The sequence below is a fragment of the Loigolactobacillus coryniformis subsp. coryniformis KCTC 3167 = DSM 20001 genome (assembly GCF_002706425.1).
GTDB lineage: Bacteria > Bacillota > Bacilli > Lactobacillales > Lactobacillaceae > Loigolactobacillus > Loigolactobacillus coryniformis.
This window is the reverse complement of record NZ_CP017713.1, coordinates 1,972,333-1,998,458: the sequence shown is the minus strand read 5'-3', so window position 1 is coordinate 1,998,458 and position 26,126 is coordinate 1,972,333. Positions and strand designations below refer to the sequence as shown.

Sequence of the window (26,126 nt, the reverse complement as noted above, 5' to 3'; positions counted from 1 at the left end):
ACCAAAGGGTGATAAGGGCGACAAAGGCGACACAGGCGTAGCTGGACAGTCGGTTTGGTATTTCCCGTATAGCATAGGATCTAATGCAAGTGGACGTTGGTGGTCAGATTTGAAACCAACGCCTACGACTACTAATCCACCTAAAGTTGGTGATACGATTGTTGACATAATAGGCAACGTTTATCAGATTACCAATGTAGTGTCTAGTGCTAATTATGGTGGCGGTGGTACGTTTGACTTCGGCAGTTTGCTAACTAGCATCAAAGGACCAAAAGGCGACACAGGTTCTCAGGGTCCTAAAGGCGATAAAGGCGATACTGGTCCAGCTAACATTAAACTGGCCGAGTTGGATACTCGTAATGATAATTCTATACCAAGCTGGTATCAAAGCAACTATGCGCAGTCCATTGTGACTGAGTTTAAGAGTATCTCGACCATTAAGGCCGGTGCAATCTTAGGTGGGACTTTCTGCAACCTGACAACAATTGTGTCATGGAAAGATTACTCTGGTGGCCTACCAGTTCAAATCGCAACTAACAACGCCAATGCTGGTTGCTTTGCATATCGCGTTGCAACCTCAGACACCAATTGGGGTGCTTGGCAACAGATGGGTGCACAAGGTCCTAAGGGTGATAAAGGCGACACAGGTGCTCAGGGTCCAAAAGGTGACACTGGGCCAACTGGTCCCCAAGGTCCTAAAGGCGATAAAGGTGATACCGGTTCTACCGGTTCTACAGGTGCTATTGGTCCCCAAGGTCCAGTTGGTCCAGCTGGGGCTAAAGGTGCAACGGGTGCTACGGGTCCGCAGGGCCCTAAAGGGGACACCGGTAGTCAAGGACCAACCGGAGCCACTGGTCCGCAGGGTCCGGCCGGTAAGGATGCAGTTAGTCAAATACTTGATACTCGCAGCACAAATCAGACACCTGGCTGGTACCACACCAATAATCCTAAAAAAGTTGTAACTGAGTTTAAAAGTACTGATGCTATCGGGATTACACAGGCGCTAATGCCATCTGGTCAAACGCTTGGAAATTATTGCAGTCTAACCACAGAAACACCGTATAACGATGCTAGTGGCGGCTCGGTATTTCAAACAGCTAAATTAGTAAATCAAACACGCCCCGTAGTGCTTATCCGTGTTGGCATATCAGACACGTCATGGAGTGCGTGGGAATTGACGACAACATGGTAGGAGGCTGTAAAATGAGTGATGTGATCACACTGGCACGGCTGCCAGATGTTGAACCAGTTTTGTTGAGTAATGCCTATCAAAATGGCGTCACTATTTTTAAGTCGATCAACGAGCTTTATCGAGACCTTGATGGTCTTTTTTATTTTGGTGCACCGACGCTACCGGCCATTACGCAGTGTCCAAGCAAGTATCTCAACCGATCGGCTTATTTTTGGCTTAATCAATTGTTTAATCAGCTACAGGATACGTTGAATGGCTTAATTAGCCGATTTAACGGCTACGGCCTAGTTGGTGCACCTAATTACACCGATACACCGCAGATTAACTTGTGGCGGCCACAAACACTTGGCTTTGCCGATTACAAAATAAATATAAACAACAACTGGCAGTCGATCGAGGACAAACTCAACGGCTGCTATTTATATATCGCACCGTATCAGAAAGGAGTGAGCTAGTTGGCAGTAAACACTTATGTCCAATTAGATTTAGTTAAACCAACACCAACTGCAATTGATCTAAGCGGTAATTTTAATGGTCGTGTTGCTGATGCTCAAAGTTATCTTAAACTTTGGATAACAAGCAATGGTATGCCAAAAGATTTGACTGGTATGACAGTCTATTTTGCTGGTATCGATCCAGATGGTAATGCCAAGAAAATTTATGGCACAGCCCAAGCGGATCAGCCTGGTGACAATTTGCAGACCGGACGTATCACATTTTATTTTCCAAGTGGCACATTTAGTGTGCAAGGTGACTGGGATTCCGAGAGCACATATTTTGGAGTTGCTGATACCGATGGCACAGTGATTTCAACGGTCAATATTGGAATTCGTGCGTTGGCGAATAAGGTCGACATGGGAATTAATTCAAAGCCGTTTTATACCGACTTAGAAAAAATCAAAACTGACGCGACAACTAAACTGCAAGCTGAATTAGATAAGGCAACAAAACAAGTTACTGATTTTATTGAAGCGCAACAAGCTGATATTACAGCATCTCAAACAAAATACAATACCGCACTTAATGATGTTATTGATCCAACATCAACGCTCAACACTGGTATTGCAGCACTTAAAAAAACATTAAGTGCAATCAAAATGCAAGCTGATGCAAATGATTATGTTGACACAACAGCTTTTAACACTTTGAGTGGGACTGTTACCAATCTTCAGAATTCGCTTAAAGCGCTTGATAAACGTAAGACAAATAGTAATCCGATTGATTATATCAAATCATATCCAGCTGGTTTTGCGCGTGAAGTTAACAATGCGGCAGATATCGGAATCACAGCAGATATGCTACCGTCTGGTGTATCGCTTGGTGCCGTTATCGTTGATACTGATGTGCCGTGGACAGATAACACTTTGGGTTGGCCGACACAGACTGCCAAGTTTACGCAATCGTCAAGGCCAGTCGTGTTAATGCGCAAAGGCACCGCAGACACAGTGTGGAGTGCTTGGGAATTAGTAACGACATGGTAAAAATTCATGGAGGTAATTTTATGATCAAGAACAAACAAAAATTGCTGGGGGGGGGGTAGCGAACCCTTCTAGTGACAAGGGTTTGGCTCCCTTTACCTTAATTAAAAGGGGGCAATTCTAATGGCTAATAAATTTAACATTTCAAATGGAGCGTCTGGTTGGAGTAAACAATTAAATGATTTTATGAATGAATATTTTGGGAACGATGTTACAGCAAGTAGTTCAGGCATCACTTTTTTAAATGGCGTGACGTCTAGTGACGGGATTAAATATAGACTGTTTTCCAACAAATCCGGCATTGCATTTGCTATTTTCGGCAGTGTGTCGGTACCAGTTAGTAGTTTAAGTAAAACAGGCTACGAAACTAAGTTATTTAATATTCCGACGAATTTACCTAATTTTGGTGAGACTAGTCAGCCATGGGTTGCACCAAGCACTGGTGGTCAGGTGCGACTCAGTCTAGCATTTTCAACCAATCAGGTTTCGATCGCAACAATGAGCGGATCAACACTAGACTGGGCTAATTCGGCTAGTTCATCTACCAAGATGTGGATAGACTGCGCGCATATCTTTCCAATTTTAAATTAACTCTGACTCAGGCGTCCCGAAAGGAGCGCTTTTTATGTTCAAAGATCTAATCCAATCTACTACCCCTGAAAATCGTGGGGGGGGTAGAAACCCCTTCTGCTAACGGGTTTCTAGCACTACTGAAAGGTGGTGCTGAATGATGACTGATTACACAATGACAAAAGGCAGTAACTGGTGGCAGCAATATAATCAATTTGTCAAAGATCAAACGCTAGAAATTAGTGCATGGACTGATGCTGGTATTAGTTTTATTAATGGATATACGGGCAACACCAGCGACATGCCTAACACGCTTAAATATCGCACCATCACTTTTGGTGGCGTATTAATTGCAACGGAGTTTGCAGGCTATGTTAAGGCGCCTGCTTTGACCAGTAGTCAAGGTGTAATTGCGATTTGTAAGCTTCCAAGCGGCATAATGAAGACTGCATTTACCAAAAATTTAAGTACAGTTTTGCTTGTCGGAACCGGTCAATATGCGGTAGTTGGCTTAGATACGACCGATTTTTCGTTAACAATCAATCTTTGGGGGTTAACGAAAAATTTAGCGGCCGGAACAGATTTCCAAGTTAACGCGACTTTTGAATGGTAATTGATTATTTGCTCCAATCAGGATGCCTGAGAGGAGCTTTTATATGAGTTTAGCAACAATTTATGCTGGTCAAAAAGGCTGGCTAGCAAGTATTTTAGGTAATGATAAGTATTTAGATGGTAAAGTAACGGATAGCGGCTGGATCACTACTGGATTTACTTTGCTTAACGGATGTACAACGGTTTCTGGTGACAAACAAGCTTATCGTTCTTTAACATTTAGTACGGTCAAGCTCGTTTTTGTTTGTTTTTCTGTTAACATGCCGGCAAAGAACTTTGGATCAACAACAAATGTAATCCAATTGCCTACAGGCATTAGTAATAACTCGGTCACGTTATCTGGTTTAACTGTTGCTGGGACTGATAACTTAGCTAGCTGGGCAATCTCTAACGGTGCTATCGCAGTCACCGCGCGGAAAGCTTGGACTACTACACAGGCAGCAATTATCCGTGGTGCTTTTACCGCAGACGTATAGGAGGGATAAAACTTGAAAGCAATTTATTTATACGATAAAACTAGCCGTGAATTTCAAGGTTCTAAGCTAGTTGATGATGATTATGTGGCAGCAGCTGGCGAAACAGAAATTAAGCCGGCTGATGGCTTGTATGAACCAGTCACATTTCCGAATGATGACGCTACCGCATGGGTCGGCACTGATCAAGCAGTTTGGCAAGCGGCACAGGATGCAGCTTATCAGGAATATTTAAAGGAACATCCCGAGGCAGCACCACAACCGACTGCTGAACAACAGGCGTTGACCGCACTAGCCCAACAAATTGCGGACAATGATACAAATACGGCCACACAAATCACATCAATTGAACAGGCACTGACAGCATTAGCCACAGGAGGTAATGAATAATGTTTATTACATTTAAATTCGCGTATCAATTATGGAACACAATGACAAAAGAAGACGTCGCGGCACAGGTTGTTAAATCAGCTATTACGGCCGACCAATATAAGACAATTGTTGGTGAGGAATATCAGACGTCAGTTGCTTATAAGACACCCACTGACACAACAAGCGCGGCGCCCGATTCGACTGCAGCAACTAGTGGCACGGCCAACGTAACGCCGACGGAAGGCTGATTATGAGTAAACAAATTAATTATGAAATTTCGTTTACTAACCTAACTGCGGACCAGGCGAAGCAGATAACTAACTTAGTTGATGATTTTAAGAATGACAATGGACTACAATCTGTTGGCATGCAAGGAATTGAGCCTGGTAAAAATGAGGTTACTCATATTTTGGCATATGGTAATAAATGATATTTGTGGGATAATTTAGCCGAGGTGATATTAATGACAATTATTGCATCGGCAATTGTTCACGATGGTGTTATTATTGGCTCTGATTCTCGGCTAGTTAATGATGACTATGGTCAAAGAATAATCGTAAGCGACACAGCACAAAAGGTTTTTTTGCTTAAACATGCTAAAGCAGTTATTGCTACAACCGGTAATTTTTTGGTGAATCCACTTGATTCTAAGAGCCAAATTAATAAATTCTTTGCTAACTTGGATGCAAGAATGGATGATATTGCACCAGATGAAATTGCGGTTGAGCTGATTTCATCAATCGCGCAAACAAATATAGCGAACAACGAATTTGCAATCGTGAAATTTTTGAATGGTCATCCGTGTATTGTTTCAGTTACTGGACAGGATTTTAAAATTAATACCGCGTTTGGTAGCAATTTCTTCTGGGGACAGTCGGATTCGATTCTGCGACTATTTAATTATGATAGACCGGATGCTGAGAGTGTTATTCAAGAAAATTGCTCATTAAAAAAAGCGACCGAGATTGTCAAATTTCAGATTGAAACAACAGTCAAGGCAAATCAGTATATTGAACCTATAGCTGGGGTTGGTGGACTTCCACAAATATATCAAATTACCAAGAATAGAATAACAAAACTAGAATGACGCCTACAGCTTAGGCGTTTTTATTTTGTGTAAAACAGAAAGAAGGTGGGTGAATGCAACTATTTAAGCAGCGACTCAGTAAAGAGTATTTTCACTTTGCCTACGGTGTATTTACATTAATTGGTGGTATTTACGTTTTCTTGCACCTTAATTACTTGGATGAACCGCAGATCACACCACCGCCGCCACTACCACGTTTTGAGCATTTAGGTGCTGATTTTGTAGACGATTGGTGGTTTGCAAGCTTATTGGTTTTAGCAGGTTTCTTTCTCCTATTGGGCGTTTTTCTAGGTCTCAGAAAGTGGCGAGATATTGGTGTTGTTCTAGCGGCACCACTTTACGGAGCAATGGCATTTGCCTTTGCTTGGCGAGGATTATTAGATCAACGGTTTAATTTAACATGGGTGTCAATGGGCCTAGCATTTGTCTTGCTTATTGGTACGGCAATGCGAGGTGATCGGCGACATGACTGAATGGATTGCGAAGAATTTTATAGTGTTGTTAGGTGCCGCCGCTGGATTATTAAGCGCCATTGGTGCAATCGCACATGCTCACCGACAAGACCATTCTGACGCCAAACGTGAACAGGACGAGATGCAGCAATTCGTTATTAGGACAGTACGCGAACAATATGAGGATTTACAGGGATCTTTTAATAAATTGCAACGGCAAAAAGACCAGATGGAACTTGAACTGAATCAGCAATTAGCCTTATTGACAAAAGAAAACAATCATCTCAAAAAGAGCAATGAGTTTTATAAGGCTGAAAATGCTAGATTAGGCGCTGAAAATAAGAAGTTGAAGGCGCATGGATTAATTGGAGGTTAAAGTAATGGATACTATTACTAATTTGAATTTAGCAACGGCTGCCGAGTTAGCGGTAATCGCCGCTGTTTCAGGGCTGGCCACACAAGCGTTAAAGAAAATGACCAAGCTGCCTAGCTGGGTGCTACCATGGGCTAGTATTATCATTGGTGTGCTAGGCGGTTTAGTTGCAGTGCTTGTTACTCACGACAGTAATTATGCTAGTGCTGCCTTAGCTGGCGCGTTAACTGGTGGTGCGACTAGTGGTCTGTTTGACGGAGTTAGTGGAGCGGCTTCGGCCGTGCAAGCCACTAGTACCGCAAAACGGACCGTAGTGGATGAAAATGCAGCATTAAAAAAAGAGGTTGATGGGCTTAAGACCTTAGTCGGCATTCTGCAAGGTGGTTCTAACACTGCAGCTAGTCAAGCGGCTTCTGCAACTAGTGCGGCACCAGCACCCGTGAGTACTGGCAGCGCGGTCAATTCAGCTGGAACAATTGCTATTGATATCCCAGCAGTAGGGAGTGATTCAAGTGTCACAAAATAAAGTTAAATTTGGAGCTGTCGCATTAGCGGCGGCTCTTTTAGTGTCGCCAGTAATCTTAAGTAAACCAGCAGCACGGGCCGCAGTTGGCGATAAAGGTCCAGATTGGTCAAAATATCAAGGAAATCAAGGACGGTTTGTCTCCGGTAATGATAAGTTCGCCTTCGCGCAAATCGGCGGTTATTACAATGGTTCCTTTGTTGACCAGGCAACATATAATTCACAAGTACAGTACGCGATTGCCGAGGGCAAGCGGGCACAAACCTATATTTACGCTCAGTTTAGCGGTCGCGCTCAAGCCGATGCTATGCTTAATTATTATTTGCCACGGATTCAAACGCCTAAAGGATCGATTGTCGCGCTTGATGTGGAGTCTGGTTATCCTGATACGGATTCGGTTATGTATGCGCTGAATCGCGTTAAGCAGGCTGGCTATACGCCTATGCTTTATGGTTACAAGGCATTCTTGACGTCACATATTAATCTGACATTTATCTCAAACGCCTACCAACTGTGGCTAGGTGAATATCCTGACTATTCTGTCCGAACGGAGCCAAATTATAACTTTTTCCCAAGTTGGAACAATATTGGGGTATTTCAGTTTACTTCGACCGGCCTACCTGGTGGCTTGGATTATAACATTGATTTAACGGGGATTACTGATGCTGGTTATACTGGCACCGGTACTAGCAAGGCTGGCGGTGAAAAGGTCAAGCCGGTTACAACTACGCCAGCGATTGCCGCAGGTCAAGCTGCTAATAACACCAAGAAGTCAGCCATTAAGGTCGGCAACACCGTTAAGGTCAACTTTGGTGCCAATCGCTGGGCGACCGGTGAAAGTATCCCGTCTTGGGTAAAGGGGCAAAACTATACGGTTGCTCAGGTTAGTGGCACTAAGTTACTGTTATCCGGCATTAATAGCTGGCTTGATCGCAGCAACGCGGAAATCTTATCCGTTACTGGTACGATTGCTACAAGCAGTGGCTCAACCTATACTGTGCAATCTGGTGACACGCTCAGTGGCATCGCGGCAAAGTATGGTACTAGCGTATCCGCCTTAGCTAGCCTAAATGGTATCAGCAACGCTGATTATATTTATATCGGTCAAAAGCTGACAGTTAAAGGCAATGCTACAGCAGCTAGTGTTACTAGTTACTATACAGTTAAAAGTGGCGATACCTTATCAGCGATTGCCGCCGCTCACGGTCTAACCACAGCAACTCTGGCAGCCTATAATGGTATCACGAATTACAACATGATCTATACTGGTCAGCAGCTTAAATTTAGTGGCGGGGCGACTGCTACTAGTCGGAGTTATACGGTCAAATATGGTGACACCTTAGGCGGTGTTGCCGCTAGTCTAGGCACCACGGTAGCATCGTTAGCGGCTAAAAATGGCATTGGCAACACTAATTTGATCTATACGGGTCAGACACTGGCCTACTAGGGGGTGTTTGATTTGCGAGAGTTAAAAGTGACTGATTACTCAAGCAAGGAGACTGATACCAGCACTATGACGCTCACATTATTTGATGACGGTTTACCAACTGGACTAGTTGGTGATTTATCGGTCATTGCAGCTAACGATGATGGTGATGTTAAGCAGCTTAAGTATGAGCTAGCCGATAACCGCATAATCATCACACCTGCAGCAGAACTACCAGCCGGACGCTATCGACTAGAGGTTTGGTTAGTCAACGGTGCGGCGCGGGCGATTTACCCCTCGGCTGGTTATCTCTACTTTTATGTTGGTTATGCTTTAAATGGCGTTGAAGGCAACATGGTCAAAGTAATCAGTTTAACTGATCTTTATCAGCAAATGCAAAAAATCGCAGATAAAGCAGCAAGTAATGGCGTAGCAGGAAATTTTAGAATTGATGATACTGGTGATTTGATTTACAGCACCAGCACAAAAGAAACGGAGTGATAATATGACAGATATTAATTTAGGACGTGTTACTGGTCAATCAGCTTATGAGGTCGCAGTCGTTAATGGTTTTAGTGGTACTCAAGTCCAATGGTTAGCTTCGCTGAAAGGCAAAGACGGGGCTAAGGGTGATCAAGGTATTCAGGGCGTCCAAGGCCCTACTGGCAAGAATTTTGAGATCAAAAAGACTTATGGCAGCGTTGCTCAAATGACATCGTCAAATGGTGCTGGGCTAGATGATGGCGACTTTGTTTTGATTGCCACCACAAATACTAATGACGTGGATAATTCTAAAATGTATACGTGGGACGGCTCGAAATACGTCTATCTTGATGATCTATCAGGTGCTCAAGGTATTAAGGGTGATCAAGGTCCACAAGGTATTCAAGGACCTAAAGGTGACACAGGTGCGACCGGTGCTACTGGTCCGACTGGTCCTCAAGGTGTTAAAGGTGATACCGGAGCTATTGGCCCACAAGGAATTAAAGGTGACAAAGGTGATACGGGTGCAACGGGGGCTGCTGGTAAAGATGCCAAAGTTGGTACCTTTGCGATTAATGCCGCCGGTCAGCTAATTTACACTGAGCCTACTAATTAAAATTAAATGCTATCGATTAAACAAATTGGCCTATCCCTTGCGGGGTAGGTCTTTTTTTTATTGCAAAAAAATAATTTTATTTATTTTTAAATTGGCCGCTTTTAGTGCGTTGTTCCAAGTTCCAAATATTTTTTAGATTGACCGTTGCGCTTGCCAGTCGTAATGGAATTACAAATGCTAACTGGATTTATTCTGGACAATCTCTGGCTTATTAATATAGTAGGTTTTTGAAAAAATTACTGATCTAACATGAAATTAGGGTATACGACAAAGTATACGATAAATCAGTAAATAAATTTTAGCATGAAATAGATGAAATGATTAAAAACGCGTAGCAAAGGCTTTTTGAAATATCTGAAGATGCTTGAAAAGTAATAAAATTACTTAGATAACAAGAAGAACATGTTCGCATTGCTAGGCAAACCTGGCTTTGAAGAACTTGGTAAAGAATTGAACGAACGCCTTTAATATAGCGTATACTGTCTTTTTAGACTAAATAAAAAGTTCTCAGAATCATAAACTTATCTCGTGTCTTTTGGCTGCGACTTATTTTATGATTTTTGAGGGCTTTTTTATTTCTTGAATTTATACTTTAAGTGCAACAAAAGAGACTCATGATATGAATCCCTGTAAAATGGTGTTTGCGAAGACAACCATCGAAGGGAGCACATAATCATGAGCCCATACAAACATCTTACCATGAGTGAACGCGAAACGATATTCCTGATGCATAATAATCAGGCTTCACTGACTTCAATTGCCCAAACAATTGGTCGAGCAACGTCGACAGTTAGCCGTGAGTTATCGCGAAATAGATCGGCATATTCACCTTCTGTTGCTCAAGAGCGCTACGAGGCTCAAAAATCTCATTGTGGGCGCCGGTCGTTACTTTCTGATCACCAATTGCTTCAATTAATCCGGCATTTATTCTTGGATCTACAATGGTCACCAGAAGAAATTGCCGCACGCTTAAAATTAGAGACCTCATCATTTCAGATCAGCTACACCACGATTTATCGTGGCATCTACTCCGGTTTATTTGATCAGAAGCTTTCATCACGAGGTGCCAGAGGGGTGATCAGAAAGCTTAGACATCATGGTAAATCGCGCCATAAAAAAGGTTATGAGGAACGTCGCGGGAAGATTCCTATATCGCATACACTCCAAGAACGACCTGAGTCTGCCAATAAGCGGACTCAGATTGGCCACTGGGAGCTGGATACTGTAGCTGGCAAAACTGGCAGATCTTGTGTGGTCACAATGGTTGACCGTTGTTCAAGATACTTAATAATGCATAAAGCAGCTAAGAAAAACTCAGCCAGTGGATCCAATTTCGGATACCGTCATTTTAGAATTCGTTGATCGGCTGAATAAAAGGCCACGAAAATGTTTAAACTGGAAAACACCATATGAGATCTATCATAATCAAAAATTGCACTTAATTTGACAATTCAAGTTGTAAAAAAGCATTCGAACCATAAAAAAAGTGCTTGAAAGCTATTTTGACTTTCAAGCACTTGGAATTAAGGCTGTTTTAAGTTTAGCGCCATAGACTAATGCCAATCACCACCGCATTCATTAACATGTGGCTGATGATCGAAGTCTGAATCCGGCCAGTTTTTTGGTAAAGGTAGCAGAAGACCAAGCCAATTGCGGTGTAAACCAGCAAGTGACCATCGTTGTGTGCCATGGCAAACATGACACTGGCGATCAGGGCAGCACCAACTTTACCTGTGAAGGGGACGAGTGAACCGAAGATCGTCCGGCGAAAAACCAGCTCTTCCATGATCGGTGCGGCAATGATCGTCGCCAAAAGATAAACCGGATAGCTTTTGATGATCGTTAAGATCGTTGTTGTGTTTGCTGAGTTGGGTACAGAATGAAACAAAAAAGTGTCAATATAATTAGCTAGGATCTGTGCAGCTAAAGCGGCAATGAAACCTAGCACTCCCCACCAAAGAATTTGATAGCCTTTGTCGGCCTTTGTCTCGATCAGGGGACGTTCCTTGGTGCGCCAATAGTAGTAACTGAGTAAAATCGCACCAATAATGTAATCGATCGTTTGAATCAAATAAATATGGCTGCCTAAATGTAAAAATAAATTTAGAACAGTCGGTAGTAGGTAGATGATCAAGTAAGTAATCAGTGTTGTAACAACGTTTTTCTTAAGTGACATAGCGGGCTCCTTTATAAAAATCAACTTGTTATTAGAGTAGCGTTTTTTACGCTAAAAGAAAAGCCGTCAGTATTTTTTGAACATAAAACTTGCATTCCCAAACGAACATGGTATTATGAATATTGTGATTAGCACTTAACTGCTAAGAGTGCTAAAAATTGATTAAATGTAAAACGGAGGGATTACACGTGTTAAAACCATTAGGCGATCGTGTCATTGTAGCAGTTGCAGATGAAGAAGAAAAAACCGTTGGCGGTATTGTCTTAGCATCAAATGCTAAAGAAAAACCAACGACTGGTAAAGTTGTTGCCGCTGGCCCAGGAGTGGCTAATCATCATGGCGACGTTCAACCATTAACCGTTAAAGTTGACGATACAGTTATGTTTGATAAGTATGCTGGGACTAACGTCAGCTACGAAGGCAATGATTATCTTGTTTTACATGAAAAAGATCTAATTGCTATCGTCGACTAATTTAGCGATATTGTTCTAGATTAGCGTAAACGTGTGAAATCAGGCAAGTTTTTCCGCTTTGCTACGTTTGTCAAATTGCCTGCTGTGCAGTCAATTCGCCAAACTAGCCAAATGCTCAAAACTTTAACACCTGATTTAACACTCTCTCTAAAAAAATCAATTTATGAGGTGAAATATTAAAATGGCTAAAGAATTAAAATTCTCTGAAGACGCACGTTCTGCTATGCTCCGTGGTGTTGATAAGTTGGCAAACACTGTTAAAACAACTTTAGGACCTAAAGGCCGTAACGTTGTTTTGGAAAAATCTTACGGTTCACCAACCATCACTAACGACGGGGTTACAATTGCTAAAGATATCGAATTAGAAGATCATTTCGAAAACATGGGTGCTAAATTAGTTTCTGAAGTTGCTTCAAAAACTAACGATAACGCTGGTGATGGGACGACCACTGCCACTGTTTTGACCCAAGCAATCGTTCGCGAAGGTATGAAGAACGTCACTGCCGGTGCTAACCCAGTTGGTATCCGTGACGGGATCGAAAAAGCAACTAAGGCTGCCGTTGATGAATTACACAAGATTTCGCATAAAGTTAACGGTAAAGGTGATATTGCTCAAATCGCGGCTGTTTCTTCAGCTAACCAAGAAGTTGGTAAATTAATTGCTGATGCTATGGAAAAAGTTGGCAACGACGGTGTCATCACAATTGAAGAATCTAAAGGAATCGATACTTCTTTAGACGTTGTTGAAGGGATGCAATTCGATCGTGGTTATTTGTCACAATACATGGTTACTGACAATGACAAGATGGAAGCTGATCTGGACAATCCATACATCTTAGTAACGGACAAGAAGATCTCTAACATTCAAGAAGTTTTACCATTACTACAAAAGATCGTAGAACAAGGTAAAGCATTGTTGATCATCGCCGACGATGTAGACGGTGAAGCCTTACCAACTCTTGTTTTGAACAAGATCCGTGGAACATTTAATGTAGTTGCAGTTAAAGCGCCTGGCTTTGGCGATCGTCGTAAGGCACAATTGGAAGATATTGCTACTTTGACTGGTGCAACTGTGATCACAGCTGACTTAGGTCTTGAATTGAAAGATACTGATATCAGTCAATTAGGCCAAGCTGGTAAAGTGACCGTTACTAAAGACAATACAACAATTGTTGAAGGTGCTGGTAACAAAGACACGATCGCACAACGTGTTGCTGAAATTAAAGCACAAATTGCGGACACAACTTCTGACTTCGACCGTGAAAAATTACAAGAACGCTTAGCTAAATTAGCTGGTGGCGTGGCCGTTGTTCGTGTTGGTGCAGCAACTGAAACTGAACTAAAAGAACAAAAATACCGCATTGAAGATGCCTTAAACGCAACACGTGCTGCCGTTGAAGAAGGCTACGTTGCTGGTGGTGGTACTGCCTTGATCAATGTAATCAAGGCCGTTGCTAAGCTTGAAGAAGAAGGCGACGTTCAAACTGGTATCAACATTGTTTTACGTGCTTTGGAAGAGCCAGTTCGTCAAATCGCTGAAAATGCCGGTGTTGAAGGTTCCGTTATTGTTGAACACATGAAGTCATTAGATCCAGAAGTTGGCTACAACGCAGCTAATGGCAAATGGGAAAACATGATCGACGCTGGGATCATTGACCCAACTAAGGTTACTCGTTCAGCTTTGCAAAACGCTGCTTCTGTTTCTTCCTTGTTATTAACAACTGAAGCTGTTGTTGCTGACAAGCCTGAACCACAAAGTAACGATGCTGGCGCTGGCGCACCCGGTGCAGGCATGGCCCCAGGTATGGGCGGCATGATGTAAGCCAATTGAATCGATTTTAAGGGACGCTCATTAAGTTGGGCGTTCTTTTTTACATATTTAAGAAACAAAACAACTTTTTTGACATATTTTAGATTTAGGTAGAATCATCTGCGCAAATGGCGTAAAATGACTTCTGTCGTAATTAAATAAAGAAATAAAATGATTTGGAGTCGTGAGCTGTCTGGTTGTTGCACAGCTAGGCGTAAACGTGGAAAACAGGTGTGTTTTTGCGTACTCACGAAAAGGAGTATTTTATCATGCAGCAGTTAAAACGTTTCTTCATCGGTAAACCGCTTAAATCCTCCGATGAAGGTGGTCAACAGCTTGGTAAATTAAAAGCGTTGGCACTATTATCGTCAGATGCATTGTCATCTGTTGCTTATGGGCCAGAACAAATTATCACGGCGTTAGTCGTGTTATCCGCAGCAGCCATGTGGTATTCATTGCCGATCGCTGCCTTTGTTCTGATCTTGTTATTGTCGTTGATTTTATCTTATCGCCAAATTATCCATGCCTATCCACAGGGTGGTGGGGCGTACGTTGTTTCTAGCGAAAATCTGGGGATGTATCCTGGTCTGATCGCTGGAGGCTCATTATTGGTCGATTACATGCTGACTGTGGCAGTTTCGGTATCATCAGGTACAGAAGCCATCACCTCCGCAATTCCGGCGTTATATGGTCATCAAGTGGGGATTGCGATTTTGATCGTTGTTTTTATTACTGCGATGAATTTGCGTGGCTTACGCGATTCGGCTTCATTTCTAATGGTGCCAGTCTATCTTTTTGTCATTATGCTGACAATCATGATTGTGACTGGTTTGGTGGAAATTGCCACTGGCGCACGTTCATTCCACGCTACTTCATTGGTCGGTGCCGCCGTACCTGGGGTAACGGTTGGTTTGATTTTACGAGCTTTTTCTTCCGGTTCTTCTTCATTGACTGGGGTTGAAGCCATCAGTAATGCTGTTCCATTTTTCAAGAAGCCCAAGGCTAAAAATGCGGCCGAAACTTTGGCAATTGTGGGCCTACTTTTAGGTTTCTTCTTTGCTGGAATTACCTTTTTAAGTTGGTATTTTGGTATACTACCGCAACAAAAAGTCACTATTTTAGCACAATTAGGCCAACATATCTTTGGCAAGGGAACGGTTTATTATATTCTGCAGTTCTCCACTGCCTTAATTTTGGCCTTGGCGGCTAATACCGGTTTTTCGGCATTTCCAATTTTGGCTTATAACTTGGCTAAAGATAAATTCATGCCTCATATGTATATGGATCGTGGTGATCGCTTAGGCTATTCAAATGGGATCCTGACTTTAGCGGTTGGGTCGATCATTTTGATCTTTATTTTTAACGGTAGTACTGAACGGTTGATTCCGTTGTATGCAACTGGTGTATTCGTTCCATTCACGCTTTCACAAAGTGGGATGATCCGTAAATGGTGGCATGAACGTCCAAAAGGTTGGGTTGGTCGAAGTATCGCTAACTTTACTGGGGCGTTGATCTCCCTTGCCATCTTTGTCTTCTTACTGATGTATCATATGAGCGGGGTTTGGCCATACTTTATTATCATGCCGATCATGATCTTTATCTTCTATAAAATTCATGATCACTACAAAAAAGTGGCGGCACAACTGCGCTTGATCGAAGCCGTTAATTTTCATGATTACGATGGGAGTACGGTTATTGTATTGGTCAGTAACGTAACTCAGGTTACTGCCGGCGCATTGAATTATGCCCGTTCGATCGGAGATTATGTCATTGCAATGCACGTTTCGATGGATGAAAATCCTGGCAAAGAACGGGAAACTGAATCTGAATTTAAGGCTGATTTCCCTGATATTCGGTTTGTCGATATTCATTCATCGTATCGTTCGATTGCGCGGCCAGTATTGCGCTTTGCCGACATCATTGCTAAAAACGCTAAGGAACGGAACTATACGACGACGATTTTGGTCCCTCAATTTGTACCGAAGAAGCCATGGCAGAATATTTTGCATAATCAAACGAGTTTCCGGTTGCGTGCTGCTTTAGCAACGCGGGAGAACATTATTTTGGCAACTTATAGTTATCACTTGAAGAAATAAATAAAGGGTTGGTGTGGCCACTTTGTCACAACAACCTTTTTTGGTACGATTGCGGAAAAATGGTACAATATAGCTAACTTTCTGGAAAAGAGGAGTCACATGCGGATTTTATTTGTTGGGGACGTTATGGGTTCACGGGGGCGCGAAATGATCGCCACTTATTTGCCACAATTAAAGGGGCGGTATCGGCCTCAAGTCACGATCGTTAACGGTGAAAATGCAGCCGGCGGGCGTGGTATCACTGGTAAGATCTACAAGGAATTTTTGCAAGCCGGGGCTGATGTGATCACCATGGGCAACCACGTTTGGGATAACCGGGATATTTTTGATTTTATTGATTCAGCAAAAAAATTGGTGCGTCCGGCTAATTTTCCGGTGGCAACGACCCCTGGTTTAGGTTACGTTTATGTTCAGGTCAATCAATTAAAACTAGCGGTGATCAATTTACAAGGCAACGCGTTAATGGCGCAGTCGCTAGATAATCCATTTTATAAGGCTGATGAATTATTGACTGAGATCCACCAACAAACGGATCTGGTTTTTATAGATTTTCATGCTGAAACAACTGCGGAAAAAGAAGCAATGGGTTGGTACTTGGATGGTCAAGTGTCAGCAATCGTTGGAACTCATACACATGTACAGACTAACGATGCGCGAATTTTACCACAAGGAACTGCTTATTTGACCGATGCCGGAATGACTGGTGCTTATGATGCAATTCTTGGCGTTAAGCCAGCAAAAAGTATTGAACGCTTTTTGACACAGCTACCAACTCGTTATGAAGTTAAAGAAGACGGTCGTGGCGTATTGGGTGGCTGTTTCATTGATCTAGATGAAACGACAGGTCACGCCAAGAAAATTGAACCAATCGTCATTAATGCCGATAATCCGTTTGACTTTAATGCGTAATTTTGAAAAAAGGTGAGGATATGGCAATTGAGTCGCGGCTAGATGCACACAGCCAGGCTGTATTGGCTAAATTGTGTGCCTTACTAAAAAACGATGAAACGGTGCAGCGTTATCAAACAATTGAACGTCAAGTCAAGCATAATCAAACCTTGAATCAATTGCAGCAGGACTTAGAGCAAGCACAAAAATCGATCGTTAATGATGCACATTATGATAAACCCAAGGCGGCTGCACAGGCTAAAAAGCAGGCTGATCAGTTAAAAAAGGCCTTGGATGAACATCCCTTAACCATTGCTTATCGTAATGCGTTATTTGATGCGAATGCAACCTTAGAGATGGTTACTGACGAGTTACAACGACAAGTTGATCAATTGATCAAGAAGTAGTTTCTTGCTGTCTGCGGCACGTTTTTGCCACAAGAATGGACATCGTCCGTAACATCAGAAATTCTTGGTACAAGAATTAACCTTAAAAGTGAAGTAGAGCCATGTTTCTTGCGGCACGTTTTTGCCACAAGAATGGACATCGTCCGCAACATCAGAAATTCTTGGTACAAGAATTTACCTTAAAAGTGAAGTAGAAAGGAAGAAGTTGAACGTGCCACAAAAAACTAAAGAAACACCGATGATGGCTCAATATAACGCAATCAAGAAAGACTATCCTGATGCGTTTTTATTTTACCGGATCGGTGATTTTTACGAGTTGTTTTATGACGATGCAATCAAAGGTGCCCAATTATTGGAATTAACTTTGACGGCACGCAATAAAAGTGCCACGGATCCGATTCCAATGTGTGGTGTACCGCACCATGCGGCACAAAATTATATCGATATTTTAGTTGATAAGGGCTATAAGGTCGCTATTTGTGAGCAAGTAGAAGATCCGCGAACTGCTGTAGGCATGGTTAAACGTGAAGTGATTCAACTGGTTACGCCGGGGACAATCATGGAACAAAAAGCGGCCACCGCTAAAAGTAATAACTATTTGACCGCTTTGGTTGAAACTAAAAAGGATCAGTATGGTTTTGCCTACACTGATTTATCCACAGGTGAATTAAAGGTCAGTCGCTTAGCCGGTGCTGACGCTGTGGTCAATGAAGTGATGAGCTTACGGACTAAGGAATTAGTGGCTAACCACGAGGTGACACCACAAATCTTAACCAATTTAACTAAGTTAGGTGTTTTGATCTCTTACCAGGATCAAGTTGATCCGCGGGCTGAATTATCATTTGTGACGCAGGGCTTGGCTGATTTAACCGAGGTCAAAGTCGTTGAACAGTTATTAATGTACCTGACGGTCACGCAGAAGCGCAGCCTGGCACACTTACAGGTAGCGGAAGAATATGAGCCTTCTGAATTCTTAAAAATGGATCATTACGCCAAAAATAATCTGGAGCTGACGACTTCAATTCGAACTGGCCAACGTAGCGGAACCTTATTATGGTTATTGGACGCAACTAAAACGGCTATGGGTGGTCGCCTGTTGAAGCAATGGTTAGATCGTCCGTTGATCAACGCCACGCAGATCAAACAGCGTCAAGACAAAGTTGCTAGCTTAATGGATCATTTCTTTGAGCGTTCCAGCTTGCAAGATGAACTGACTAAAGTGTATGATTTGGAACGCTTGGCAGGGCGGGTTGCTTTTGGTAATGTTAACGGCCGCGATTTGATTCAGCTAAAGACTTCGCTATTACAAATCCCCAAGTTGAAAGCGATCTTGACGGATATTAATGATGGTACGTTTGATGATGTGATCGATCACTTAGATCCCGTTAGCGACGTAGCTGATCTGATCGATCGCGCAATCAATGATGAACCGCCATTGTCGATCAAGGATGGTAATGTGATCAAACCACATTATAATCAGCAACTAGATGATTATCGGGATGCGATGAAAAACGGTAAGCAGTGGATCGCTGAATTGCAGGCAAAGGAACGTGCAGCAACGGGTATTCACACGTTAAAAATTGGCTTTAACCGTGTTTTTGGTTATTACATCGAAGTCACTAAAGCCAATTTAGCCGCTTTACCTGAGGATCGCTATGAGCGTAAGCAAACTTTGACTAATGCTGAGCGTTTCAGTACGCCGGAATTAAAGGAAAAAGAAACGCTGATCTTAGAAGCACAAGAAAAATCAACGGCTTTAGAATATGACTTGTTTACTGCAGTTCGCGAGCAAGTTAAGCAGCAGATCCATCGGTTGCAACGCTTAGCCAAAGGAGTTGCGGCCTTAGACGTGTTACAAAGTTTTGCAGTGGTTAGTGAGACGTATCATTACGTGCGGCCGACATTGACGAAAGCGCATGATTTGGAGATTGTGGCTGGGCGTCATCCAGTGGTTGAAAAAGTTCTGGGTGAGCAGAAGTATATTCCCAATGATGTGACGATGGATGCTGACAATACGATCCTTTTGATCACTGGACCCAATATGTCAGGGAAAAGTACCTATATGCGGCAATTGGCATTAACTGTGATCATGGCACAGATTGGTTGCTTTATTCCTGCGACTAAAGCGACCTTGCCGATTTTTGACCAAATTTTTACTCGCATTGGTGCGGCAGATGATTTGATTTCCGGTCAGAGTACTTTTATGGTCGAAATGATGGAATCTAACACTGCGCTAGCGCACGCGACGGAAAATAGTCTGATTTTGTTTGATGAAATTGGTCGTGGGACTGCAACTTATGATGGCATGGCTTTAGCGCAAGCTATTATTGAGTATTTACATGATCACGTCCACGCTAAAACATTATTCTCGACTCACTACCATGAATTAACGGCTTTAGATACTGATTTACCTCATTTACGTAATGTACACGTTGGGGCGGTAGAAGAGAATGGCACGTTGGTCTTTTTGCATAAAATGATGGCTGGTGCCGCTGATAAGTCTTATGGGATCCATGTAGCGAAGTTGGCCGGCTTACCGGATAGTTTGTTGACACGCGCAACAACGATTTTAGCTGGTCTAGAGACGCAAAGTCAGGCAGCAACAGTTGAAACGCCAACTTTAACGGAAAAAGTATCGGAAAAAACACCAGCAAGTGCGGCAACACCGGTAGAACAAGTTGCTGAAACGCCAGCACCTGATGAAACGGATGAACAACTCGCTTTATTTGATTATCAAGAAAGTAACGTTTCTAAGTCAGAACTTAAAGTGTTAGACGAACTTAAAGAATTGAATTTAATGAGCATGACGCCGATGGATGTCATGAATACGCTATACAAGTGGCAAAAGCGGTTATAAGTCGTTTAACGGAGGTTAAAAAGTACGTTGCTCACAAAAGCGAGAAGTACGTTTTGGCTTGATTGAAGTGAGGCTGGTCGGACTATCAGCAACTTAATTGCGGAGCAGAAGGGAGTTAAAGTGATGGCAAAGATTCATGAACTAGCTGAAGTATTGGCTAACCAGATTGCGGCTGGTGAAGTAATCGAGCGGCCAGCTTCCGTCGTGAAAGAGTTAGTTGAAAACGCATTGGATGCACATAGTACCCAAATTGACATTGTCGTTGCGGAAGCTGGATTAAAACAGATCCAGGTAATCGATAACGGCGACGGTATTGCGGCTGAGGATGTTTTAAATGCCTTTAAACGCCACGCCACCAGCAAGATCCATGATCGGGCAGATTTATTTAAAGTTCGTTCATTAGGTTTCCGGGGTGAAGCGTTACCTAGTATTGCGTCCGTTTCTGATATGATTCTAGAAACTTCTACTGGCGAAGAAGTGGGCCGACGCGTTCATTTTCGTGGCGGTAAGCTGGTTGAGGAAGAGTCGAGTGCCGTTCGTCAGGGCACCACTGTGACCGTTAGTGATTTATTCTTCAATACACCCGCGCGGCTGAAGTATATTAAATCACCGAATACGGAATTGGCGAATATTGGTGATATTGTTAATCGGTTAGCTTTAAGTCATCCCGAGGTTGCTTTTTCCTTAAGCCACGATGGTAACATCTTGGTCCGTACTGCGGGTAATGGGCAATTACAACAAACGATCGCCGGAATTTACGGGGTCAATAACGCCAAAAAAATGCTGGCAATTAGCGCTGAAGATCTTGATTTTCGGTTGCATGGATTTGTGTCTTTGCCAGAACTAACGCGTTCATCACGGCGCTACATCACAGTAATGATCAATGGTCGCTATATTAAAAATTTTCAATTAACTAAGGCAATTATTGCTGGGTATGGGTCTAAATTAATGGTAGGTCGTTTTCCGTTGATCGTATTGGCAATTGAGATGGATCCACTACTGGTGGATGTCAATGTTCATCCAGCCAAACAAGAGGTGCGATTAAGTAAGGAAGATGAACTGGGTGAGTTGATCCGCAAAACGATTTACGCGCGGATCGCCAGTGAAAACCTGATTCCGGACGCCAACGAGAACTTAAACTCAAGTAAGCAAAAAAAAGCTGATCAGCTACAAATGGCATTAAATGCGGCTAGTACAAAATGGCCCCAAACTTATTCAACGACACCTGAAGCAAGCTCGGCAGCTGAACCAGAATCAGCGGCACAAATTGCTGAACAATTAGCCAGTGAACCAGCAATTGCGACCACTGAAGAGACGGTCACTAACTTTGCTGATCAGGCTGATCTTGCGGCTTGGGATGCTAAGTATCAGCATGAACAGGTTGGTCCAGCCTTAGGCGCAGCCGCTGCAGTGACACCATTAGCACAACCAGCTCCAGCGGTTGAACGTTTTCCTCATTTGGATTATATCGGTCAAATGCACGGTACCTATTTGCTAGCACAGGGTGAAGATGGTTTTTATATCGTTGATCAACATGCTGCCCAAGAGCGAGTCAACTATGAATATTATCGTCAGGAGATTGGTAAAGTCAGCACGGATCAACAAAGCTTATTGGTACCACTAGTGCTAGATTATCCAGCTAGTGATGCTATTCGGTTACGTGACCGTACGGACTTGTTGCAACAACTCGGTTTGAACTTGGAAGCTTTTGGTCAGAATAGTTTTGTGGTACGCAGTCATCCAACTTGGTTTAAAGCTGGTCAGGAAGAGGATACGATTCGTGAAATGATCGATTATATTCTTAATGATCAAAAAATTACTGTTGCTAAGTTTCGCGAACAAACGGCAATCATGATGAGTTGTAAACGTGCGATCAAAGCTAATCACCATTTAGATGATCAACAAGCTAAGGCTTTGTTACAGCGCTTGCCTGAATGTGAAAATCCATTTAATTGCCCCCATGGACGGCCAGTGTTGGTTCATTTCAGTGGTAAAGATCTGGAGAAAATGTTCCGCCGGATTCAAGAAAGTCATACAAGTTTACGGGGGGAAATGGCATGAGTTTGATTCTCGCATCCAGTTCACCACGCCGGCAGGAATTGTTGCGGCGAATTACGACTCATTTTGAAAGTATACCTGCGCGGGTTTCCGAACATATTACCGAACCGCTAGCGCCAGCACAACATGTGCAAACATTAGCAGCACGTAAAGGTAATGCGATATCAGCACAATATCCTACGGCAACCGTTTTAAGTGCAGATACAGTTGTCAGTTTTCGCGAGCAAATTTTTGGTAAGCCAAAGTCATTAGCAGCGGCACGAGCAACACTAAATTTATTACAGGGTCAAACGCATCAAGTCTATACTGCGGTATGGTTAAAACGCCCTCAGCAAGCAATTCAGCAGCGGGTAGTGCGAACAGATGTTACTTTTTTGTCACTGACAGCTCATCAAATTGAACGATATTTATCAACTGATGAATATCGCGATAAAGCGGGAGCCTATGGTATTCAAGGCTACGGTGGTTTATTGATCAAGGCAATTACTGGTGATTATTATAACGTGATGGGTTTACCGATCACGGTCGTCAGCGAGCTTTTGGCTGGCGATGAATTATTTTTGGATTAACTGATCGTTAGTTCGCTGACTAAATAAGCTTGAACTGGCTATAACTAGTTCAAGCTTATTTTTTTCTGCGCGTAAATCCATGGTAGTGGTATAATCTATTTTTGTTGAGATCGTTCGTGGTAACAGTATTTTCTGCAACTGGCTGCGACCAAGTATGGTACAATACGAACAGATGTACTCATTTGAAATGATTTGGAGTCGTGAAAGAGATGTATGAATACTTAGTAGGTTTAGTGACCTACGTTAGTCCGTTTTATATTGTGCTGGAAGTGGCTGGTGTTGGTTATAAGTTACAGTTAGCAAATCCGTTTCGTTTGCAAGTATCACCAACAGAAATGCAGAAAGTTTATGTTTTTCAAGCTATTCGGGATAATGATATGACTTTATTTGGGTTTACCAGCTTAGCCGAAAAACAGCTATTCGAAAAACTACTAAAAGTTTCTGGCATTGGGCCTAAATCAGCACTAGCAATTCTAGCAAACAACGACCATGCTGGGTTGATCAATGCCATTCAAAATGACGATATTGGTTATTTAACTAAATTCCCAGGTGTTGGTAAGAAAACGGCACAGCAGATTGCGTTGGATCTTAAAGGCAAGCTAGGCGATCTTGCAACAACTGATGCTCTGGTCGGCCAACAGCAAATTGAATTACCGGCAGATGACGGCAATGATTATTTGAACGAAAGCTTAGCTGCCTTGCAAGCCTTAGGTTATAAGGAAACTGAAATCAAGCGGATCAGACCAGCGTTGAAGGAATTTAATGCAGATAGTACAGATGCTTATTTAAGTGAAGCCTTGCGCCTATTGATGAAGCGTTAAAAGATAATTTTTTACTTGGTGGGAGGTGTATTAATGGCAGATGATCGTGTAATTTCACCTGAAACGGCAGATGCAGGTGAAGCCGGTATGGAGAAATCGTTGCGACCACAGTATTTGCGCCAATATATTGGTCAAGATAAGGTCAAAAACGAATTGCGAGTTTATATCACTGCTGCGCAAAAGCGTGAAGAGTCGCTAGATCATGTGTTACTTTATGGGCCACCAGGTCTAGGTAAAACGACGTTAGCAATGGTGATCGCTAATGAATTGCAGGTCAATATTCGAACGACCAGTGGACCAGCAATTGAACGTCCTGGTGATTTAGTGGCAATTTTAAACGAGTTGCAGCCGGGCGATGTATTATTTATCGATGAAATTCATCGTTTACCGAAAATCGTTGAGGAAATGCTTTACTCAGCAATGGAGGACTTTTTCGTTGACATTGTGATTGGTCAAGGACCGACAGCACATCCGGTGCATTTTCCGTTGCCACCATTTACTTTAATTGGTGCGACGACACGTGCTGGTTTATTGTCAGCACCATTACGTGATCGTTTCGGTATCGTGGCGCATATGGCTTATTACAATGAGCAAGATCTAACCGATATTGTTGAACGTTCAGCAGCAATTTTTGATACAACCATCGTCACTGAAGGGGCGCATGAAATTGCCCGGCGTTCGCGGGGAACGCCCCGGGTGGCTAATCGCTTACTGAAGCGAATTCGTGATTTTGCTCAAGTAGCCGACCAATCAGCAATTGATTTACCGATCGTTGAAAAGGCATTAAAGTTACTACAAGTTGATGGTCGCGGCTTAGATTATGTTGATCAAAAATTATTACGAGCAATGATCGACTATTATAATGGCGGTCCAGTTGGTTTAAGTACGATTGCCGCCAATGTCGGTGAAGAGACCGATACAATCGAAGAAATGTACGAACCTTACTTATTACAAATTGGCTTCCTTAAACGAACACCGCGTGGTCGTGTCGTAACGCCCCAAGCATACGCTCATTTAGGAATACCGTTTGAACAAAAATCAAAGACCAATTAGCGCACTTGGCTAATTGATCTACCTATTGTGAAGTAGAAAGGAACCTGACCAAAAATGGGATTGTCTTTATCAGATTTTGATTATGATTTACCACACGAATTAATTGCACAAACACCGCTAAAAGAGCGTGATGCTTCGCGGATGTTGATTTTAGATCACAAAACTGGCGCATTGCAAGATAAGCATTTCTACGATATCTTGGATGAATTACATGCCGGTGATGCAGTCGTGATGAATAATACGCGCGTGATGCCGGCGCGTTTGTACGGGGTTAAGCCTGACACTGGTGGTCATGAAGAAGTTTTATTATTAAATAATACTGAAGGCGACAAATGGGAAACCTTAATGAAGCCAGCCCGGCGCGCTAAAGTCGGTACAGAAGTTGTCTTTGGTGATGGGCAATTAAAAGCCACAGTGACTGAAGAACTAGAACATGGTGGTCGGATGATTGAATTCCATTATGACGGTATTTTTATGGAAATTTTGGAACAATTAGGCGAAACACCATTACCACCTTACATCAAAGAAAAATTGGATGATCCAGAAATGTATCAAACTGTCTATGCTAAGGAAAATGGCTCAGCAGCAGCACCAACGGCAGGTTTGCATTGGACCAAGGAACTATTAGCTAAAGCTGAAGCTAAAGGTGTAAAGTTAATTTACTTAACATTACATGTTGGTTTGGGGACATTCCGGCCAGTTGACGAAGATGATATTGATGATCATAAGATGCATAGTGAATTCTATCGGCTCACACCAGAAGCGGCTGATGAATTGAACGAAGTGCGTAAAAACGGTGGTCGGATCATTGCCACTGGGACAACTTCAATTCGGACATTGGAAACGATTGGGACTAAGTTTAATGGTGAGATCAAGCCCGATAGTGGTTGGACGGACATTTTTATTAAGCCAGGTTATCAGTGGCAAGTTGTTGATGCTTTCATCACTAATTTCCATTTACCAAAATCAACCTTAGTGATGTTAGTTGCTGCCTTTACCGGGCGGGATAACATTTTAAATGCTTATCAACATGCAATTGACGAACGTTATCGTTTCTTTAGTTTTGGCGACGCGATGTTTATTAAATAATATAAAAAAGGACGGGCATATGCTCGTCCTTTTTTATATAGTGTGTACTCACATAAGATTTTTGTTAAACGTAATTAAATTACGCGGGGTGTCACAAAAATATCGTTACGCAAGTTAAAACTTAAATCTATCGAACATCAAACACGCGAAAACATCACAAGCTAATGGAGAA

General features: G+C 42.6%; 27 protein-coding genes and 2 pseudogenes. 28 read left to right on the top strand and 1 reads right to left on the bottom strand.

Annotated features, from left to right (window positions below):
- Positions 1-610: 610 nt before the first annotated feature.
- From LC20001_RS14820 to LC20001_RS09855, 17 genes and pseudogenes are all read left to right on the top strand, one after another.
- A pseudogene (locus tag LC20001_RS14820) lies at positions 611-874 on the top strand (LPXTG cell wall anchor domain-containing protein); the annotation flags it as partial.
- A gap of 329 nt (positions 875-1,203) precedes the next feature.
- Positions 1,204-1,647 (top strand): hypothetical protein, encoded by a 444-nt coding sequence (locus LC20001_RS09930; RefSeq protein ID WP_035456932.1) that lies wholly within the window; start codon positions 1,204-1,206, stop codon positions 1,645-1,647.
- A complete protein-coding gene (locus tag LC20001_RS09925) occupies positions 1,648-2,673 on the top strand; it encodes a BppU family phage baseplate upper protein (protein WP_003677555.1) in 1,026 nt (341 codons plus the stop codon).
- Between the two features lie 120 nt (positions 2,674-2,793).
- Positions 2,794-3,261 (top strand): hypothetical protein, encoded by a 468-nt coding sequence (locus LC20001_RS09920; RefSeq protein ID WP_010010701.1) that lies wholly within the window; start codon positions 2,794-2,796, stop codon positions 3,259-3,261.
- Between the two features lie 136 nt (positions 3,262-3,397).
- The gene (locus tag LC20001_RS09915; RefSeq protein ID WP_029508009.1) at positions 3,398-3,853 is read left to right on the top strand and encodes a hypothetical protein; all 456 of its coding nucleotides are present in this window, start codon (positions 3,398-3,400) and stop codon (positions 3,851-3,853) included.
- 43 nt (positions 3,854-3,896) lie between these two features.
- Positions 3,897-4,328, top strand: coding sequence for a hypothetical protein (locus LC20001_RS09910; RefSeq protein ID WP_029508008.1), 432 nt, complete (start codon positions 3,897-3,899; stop codon positions 4,326-4,328).
- 12 nt (positions 4,329-4,340) lie between these two features.
- Complete coding sequence (locus LC20001_RS09905; protein ID WP_010010698.1) at positions 4,341-4,715, top strand: hypothetical protein; 375 nt, start codon at positions 4,341-4,343, stop codon at positions 4,713-4,715.
- On the top strand, positions 4,715-4,945 hold the full coding sequence (locus tag LC20001_RS09900) for an XkdX family protein (RefSeq protein ID WP_010010696.1): 231 nt from the start codon (positions 4,715-4,717) through the stop codon (positions 4,943-4,945). Before LC20001_RS09905 ends, LC20001_RS09900 begins: the two co-directional genes overlap by 1 nt.
- A gap of 2 nt (positions 4,946-4,947) precedes the next feature.
- The gene (locus LC20001_RS09895) at positions 4,948-5,127 is read left to right on the top strand and encodes a hypothetical protein (RefSeq protein WP_010010694.1); all 180 of its coding nucleotides are present in this window, start codon (positions 4,948-4,950) and stop codon (positions 5,125-5,127) included.
- A gap of 33 nt (positions 5,128-5,160) precedes the next feature.
- Positions 5,161-5,784, top strand: a complete 624-nt coding sequence (locus tag LC20001_RS09890; RefSeq protein ID WP_010010693.1) for a hypothetical protein — start codon at positions 5,161-5,163, stop codon at positions 5,782-5,784.
- Positions 5,785-5,837: 53 nt separating this feature from the next.
- Complete coding sequence (locus tag LC20001_RS09885) at positions 5,838-6,257, top strand: hypothetical protein (protein WP_010010692.1); 420 nt, start codon at positions 5,838-5,840, stop codon at positions 6,255-6,257.
- Positions 6,250-6,612, top strand: a complete 363-nt coding sequence (locus tag LC20001_RS09880) for a hypothetical protein (protein WP_010010691.1) — start codon at positions 6,250-6,252, stop codon at positions 6,610-6,612. The genes LC20001_RS09885 and LC20001_RS09880 overlap by 8 nt, the downstream gene beginning before the upstream one ends.
- A gap of 4 nt (positions 6,613-6,616) precedes the next feature.
- Positions 6,617-7,135, top strand: coding sequence for a holin (locus tag LC20001_RS09875; protein WP_225358947.1), 519 nt, complete (start codon positions 6,617-6,619; stop codon positions 7,133-7,135).
- Positions 7,122-8,579: a LysM peptidoglycan-binding domain-containing protein gene (locus tag LC20001_RS09870; RefSeq protein ID WP_010010688.1), complete on the top strand. Its 1,458-nt coding sequence runs from the start codon at positions 7,122-7,124 to the stop codon at positions 8,577-8,579. The genes LC20001_RS09875 and LC20001_RS09870 overlap by 14 nt, the downstream gene beginning before the upstream one ends.
- Positions 8,580-8,591: 12 nt before the next feature.
- A complete protein-coding gene (locus LC20001_RS09865) occupies positions 8,592-9,059 on the top strand; it encodes a hypothetical protein (RefSeq protein WP_010010687.1) in 468 nt (155 codons plus the stop codon).
- 4 nt (positions 9,060-9,063) lie between these two features.
- Positions 9,064-9,657 carry a collagen-like protein gene (locus LC20001_RS14685; RefSeq protein ID WP_010010686.1) on the top strand — a complete coding sequence of 198 codons (594 nt, stop codon included), beginning with the start codon at positions 9,064-9,066 and terminating at the stop codon, positions 9,655-9,657.
- Positions 9,658-10,332: 675 nt separating this feature from the next.
- A pseudogene (locus LC20001_RS09855) lies at positions 10,333-11,104 on the top strand (IS30 family transposase).
- A gap of 93 nt (positions 11,105-11,197) precedes the next feature.
- On the opposite strand, the gene LC20001_RS09850 reads toward LC20001_RS09855, so the two are convergent.
- Positions 11,198-11,833, bottom strand: a complete 636-nt coding sequence (locus LC20001_RS09850; protein ID WP_010010683.1) for a CPBP family intramembrane glutamic endopeptidase — start codon at positions 11,831-11,833, stop codon at positions 11,198-11,200.
- Positions 11,834-12,021: 188 nt separating this feature from the next.
- On the opposite strand from LC20001_RS09850, the gene groES reads away from it, so the two are divergent.
- The 11 genes from groES (at position 12,022) to queA (ending at position 25,954) form a co-directional block, all read left to right on the top strand.
- A complete protein-coding gene (groES, locus tag LC20001_RS09845) occupies positions 12,022-12,306 on the top strand; it encodes a co-chaperone GroES (protein ID WP_010010682.1) in 285 nt (94 codons plus the stop codon).
- A 181-nt stretch (positions 12,307-12,487) separates the two neighbouring features.
- Positions 12,488-14,128: a chaperonin GroEL gene (gene groL / locus LC20001_RS09840; protein ID WP_003678487.1), complete on the top strand. Its 1,641-nt coding sequence runs from the start codon at positions 12,488-12,490 to the stop codon at positions 14,126-14,128.
- Positions 14,129-14,385: 257 nt separating this feature from the next.
- Positions 14,386-16,212: an APC family permease gene (locus LC20001_RS09835; RefSeq protein ID WP_010010680.1), complete on the top strand. Its 1,827-nt coding sequence runs from the start codon at positions 14,386-14,388 to the stop codon at positions 16,210-16,212.
- Between the two features lie 99 nt (positions 16,213-16,311).
- The gene (locus tag LC20001_RS09830) at positions 16,312-17,121 is read left to right on the top strand and encodes a TIGR00282 family metallophosphoesterase (protein ID WP_003678490.1); all 810 of its coding nucleotides are present in this window, start codon (positions 16,312-16,314) and stop codon (positions 17,119-17,121) included.
- Positions 17,122-17,141: 20 nt separating this feature from the next.
- The gene (locus LC20001_RS09825; protein WP_010010679.1) at positions 17,142-17,507 is read left to right on the top strand and encodes a YlbF family regulator; all 366 of its coding nucleotides are present in this window, start codon (positions 17,142-17,144) and stop codon (positions 17,505-17,507) included.
- 211 nt (positions 17,508-17,718) lie between these two features.
- Entirely contained in the window at positions 17,719-20,364 is a 2,646-nt protein-coding gene (mutS, locus tag LC20001_RS09820; RefSeq protein WP_010010678.1) for a DNA mismatch repair protein MutS, read from the top strand.
- A gap of 123 nt (positions 20,365-20,487) precedes the next feature.
- The gene (mutL, locus tag LC20001_RS09815) at positions 20,488-22,425 is read left to right on the top strand and encodes a DNA mismatch repair endonuclease MutL (RefSeq protein WP_010010677.1); all 1,938 of its coding nucleotides are present in this window, start codon (positions 20,488-20,490) and stop codon (positions 22,423-22,425) included.
- A complete protein-coding gene (locus tag LC20001_RS09810) occupies positions 22,422-22,991 on the top strand; it encodes a Maf family protein (protein ID WP_010010675.1) in 570 nt (189 codons plus the stop codon). Before mutL ends, LC20001_RS09810 begins: the two co-directional genes overlap by 4 nt.
- A gap of 209 nt (positions 22,992-23,200) precedes the next feature.
- A complete protein-coding gene (gene ruvA / locus LC20001_RS09805) occupies positions 23,201-23,812 on the top strand; it encodes a Holliday junction branch migration protein RuvA (protein ID WP_010010674.1) in 612 nt (203 codons plus the stop codon).
- Positions 23,813-23,845: 33 nt separating this feature from the next.
- The gene (ruvB, locus tag LC20001_RS09800) at positions 23,846-24,865 is read left to right on the top strand and encodes a Holliday junction branch migration DNA helicase RuvB (RefSeq protein WP_010010673.1); all 1,020 of its coding nucleotides are present in this window, start codon (positions 23,846-23,848) and stop codon (positions 24,863-24,865) included.
- A gap of 54 nt (positions 24,866-24,919) precedes the next feature.
- Positions 24,920-25,954, top strand: a complete 1,035-nt coding sequence (gene queA / locus LC20001_RS09795) for a tRNA preQ1(34) S-adenosylmethionine ribosyltransferase-isomerase QueA (RefSeq protein WP_029508007.1) — start codon at positions 24,920-24,922, stop codon at positions 25,952-25,954.
- Positions 25,955-26,126: the final 172 nt, after the last annotated feature.

What these genes read in the sequence shown, in the direction of transcription:
- LC20001_RS09930 (WP_035456932.1), top strand. Translation starts at nt 1,204, where the DNA reads ATGAGTGATGTGATCACACTGGCACGGCTGCCAGATGTTGAACCAGTT.
- LC20001_RS09920 (WP_010010701.1), top strand. Translation starts at nt 2,794, where the DNA reads ATGGCTAATAAATTTAACATTTCAAATGGAGCGTCTGGTTGGAGTAAA.
- LC20001_RS09915 (WP_029508009.1), top strand. Translation starts at nt 3,398, where the DNA reads ATGATGACTGATTACACAATGACAAAAGGCAGTAACTGGTGGCAGCAA.
- LC20001_RS09910 (WP_029508008.1), top strand. Translation starts at nt 3,897, where the DNA reads ATGAGTTTAGCAACAATTTATGCTGGTCAAAAAGGCTGGCTAGCAAGT.
- LC20001_RS09900 (WP_010010696.1), top strand. Translation starts at nt 4,715, where the DNA reads ATGTTTATTACATTTAAATTCGCGTATCAATTATGGAACACAATGACA.
- LC20001_RS09895 (WP_010010694.1), top strand. Translation starts at nt 4,948, where the DNA reads ATGAGTAAACAAATTAATTATGAAATTTCGTTTACTAACCTAACTGCG.
- LC20001_RS09890 (WP_010010693.1), top strand. Translation starts at nt 5,161, where the DNA reads ATGACAATTATTGCATCGGCAATTGTTCACGATGGTGTTATTATTGGC.
- LC20001_RS09885 (WP_010010692.1), top strand. Translation starts at nt 5,838, where the DNA reads ATGCAACTATTTAAGCAGCGACTCAGTAAAGAGTATTTTCACTTTGCC.
- LC20001_RS09880 (WP_010010691.1), top strand. Translation starts at nt 6,250, where the DNA reads ATGACTGAATGGATTGCGAAGAATTTTATAGTGTTGTTAGGTGCCGCC.
- LC20001_RS09875 (WP_225358947.1), top strand. Translation starts at nt 6,617, where the DNA reads ATGGATACTATTACTAATTTGAATTTAGCAACGGCTGCCGAGTTAGCG.
- LC20001_RS14685 (WP_010010686.1), top strand. Translation starts at nt 9,064, where the DNA reads ATGACAGATATTAATTTAGGACGTGTTACTGGTCAATCAGCTTATGAG.
- LC20001_RS09850 (WP_010010683.1), bottom strand. Translation starts at nt 11,833, where the DNA reads ATGTCACTTAAGAAAAACGTTGTTACAACACTGATTACTTACTTGATC.
- groL (WP_003678487.1), top strand. Translation starts at nt 12,488, where the DNA reads ATGGCTAAAGAATTAAAATTCTCTGAAGACGCACGTTCTGCTATGCTC.
- LC20001_RS09835 (WP_010010680.1), top strand. Translation starts at nt 14,386, where the DNA reads ATGCAGCAGTTAAAACGTTTCTTCATCGGTAAACCGCTTAAATCCTCC.
- LC20001_RS09830 (WP_003678490.1), top strand. Translation starts at nt 16,312, where the DNA reads ATGCGGATTTTATTTGTTGGGGACGTTATGGGTTCACGGGGGCGCGAA.
- LC20001_RS09825 (WP_010010679.1), top strand. Translation starts at nt 17,142, where the DNA reads ATGGCAATTGAGTCGCGGCTAGATGCACACAGCCAGGCTGTATTGGCT.
- mutL (WP_010010677.1), top strand. Translation starts at nt 20,488, where the DNA reads ATGGCAAAGATTCATGAACTAGCTGAAGTATTGGCTAACCAGATTGCG.
- LC20001_RS09810 (WP_010010675.1), top strand. Translation starts at nt 22,422, where the DNA reads ATGAGTTTGATTCTCGCATCCAGTTCACCACGCCGGCAGGAATTGTTG.
- ruvA (WP_010010674.1), top strand. Translation starts at nt 23,201, where the DNA reads ATGTATGAATACTTAGTAGGTTTAGTGACCTACGTTAGTCCGTTTTAT.
- ruvB (WP_010010673.1), top strand. Translation starts at nt 23,846, where the DNA reads ATGGCAGATGATCGTGTAATTTCACCTGAAACGGCAGATGCAGGTGAA.
- queA (WP_029508007.1), top strand. Translation starts at nt 24,920, where the DNA reads ATGGGATTGTCTTTATCAGATTTTGATTATGATTTACCACACGAATTA.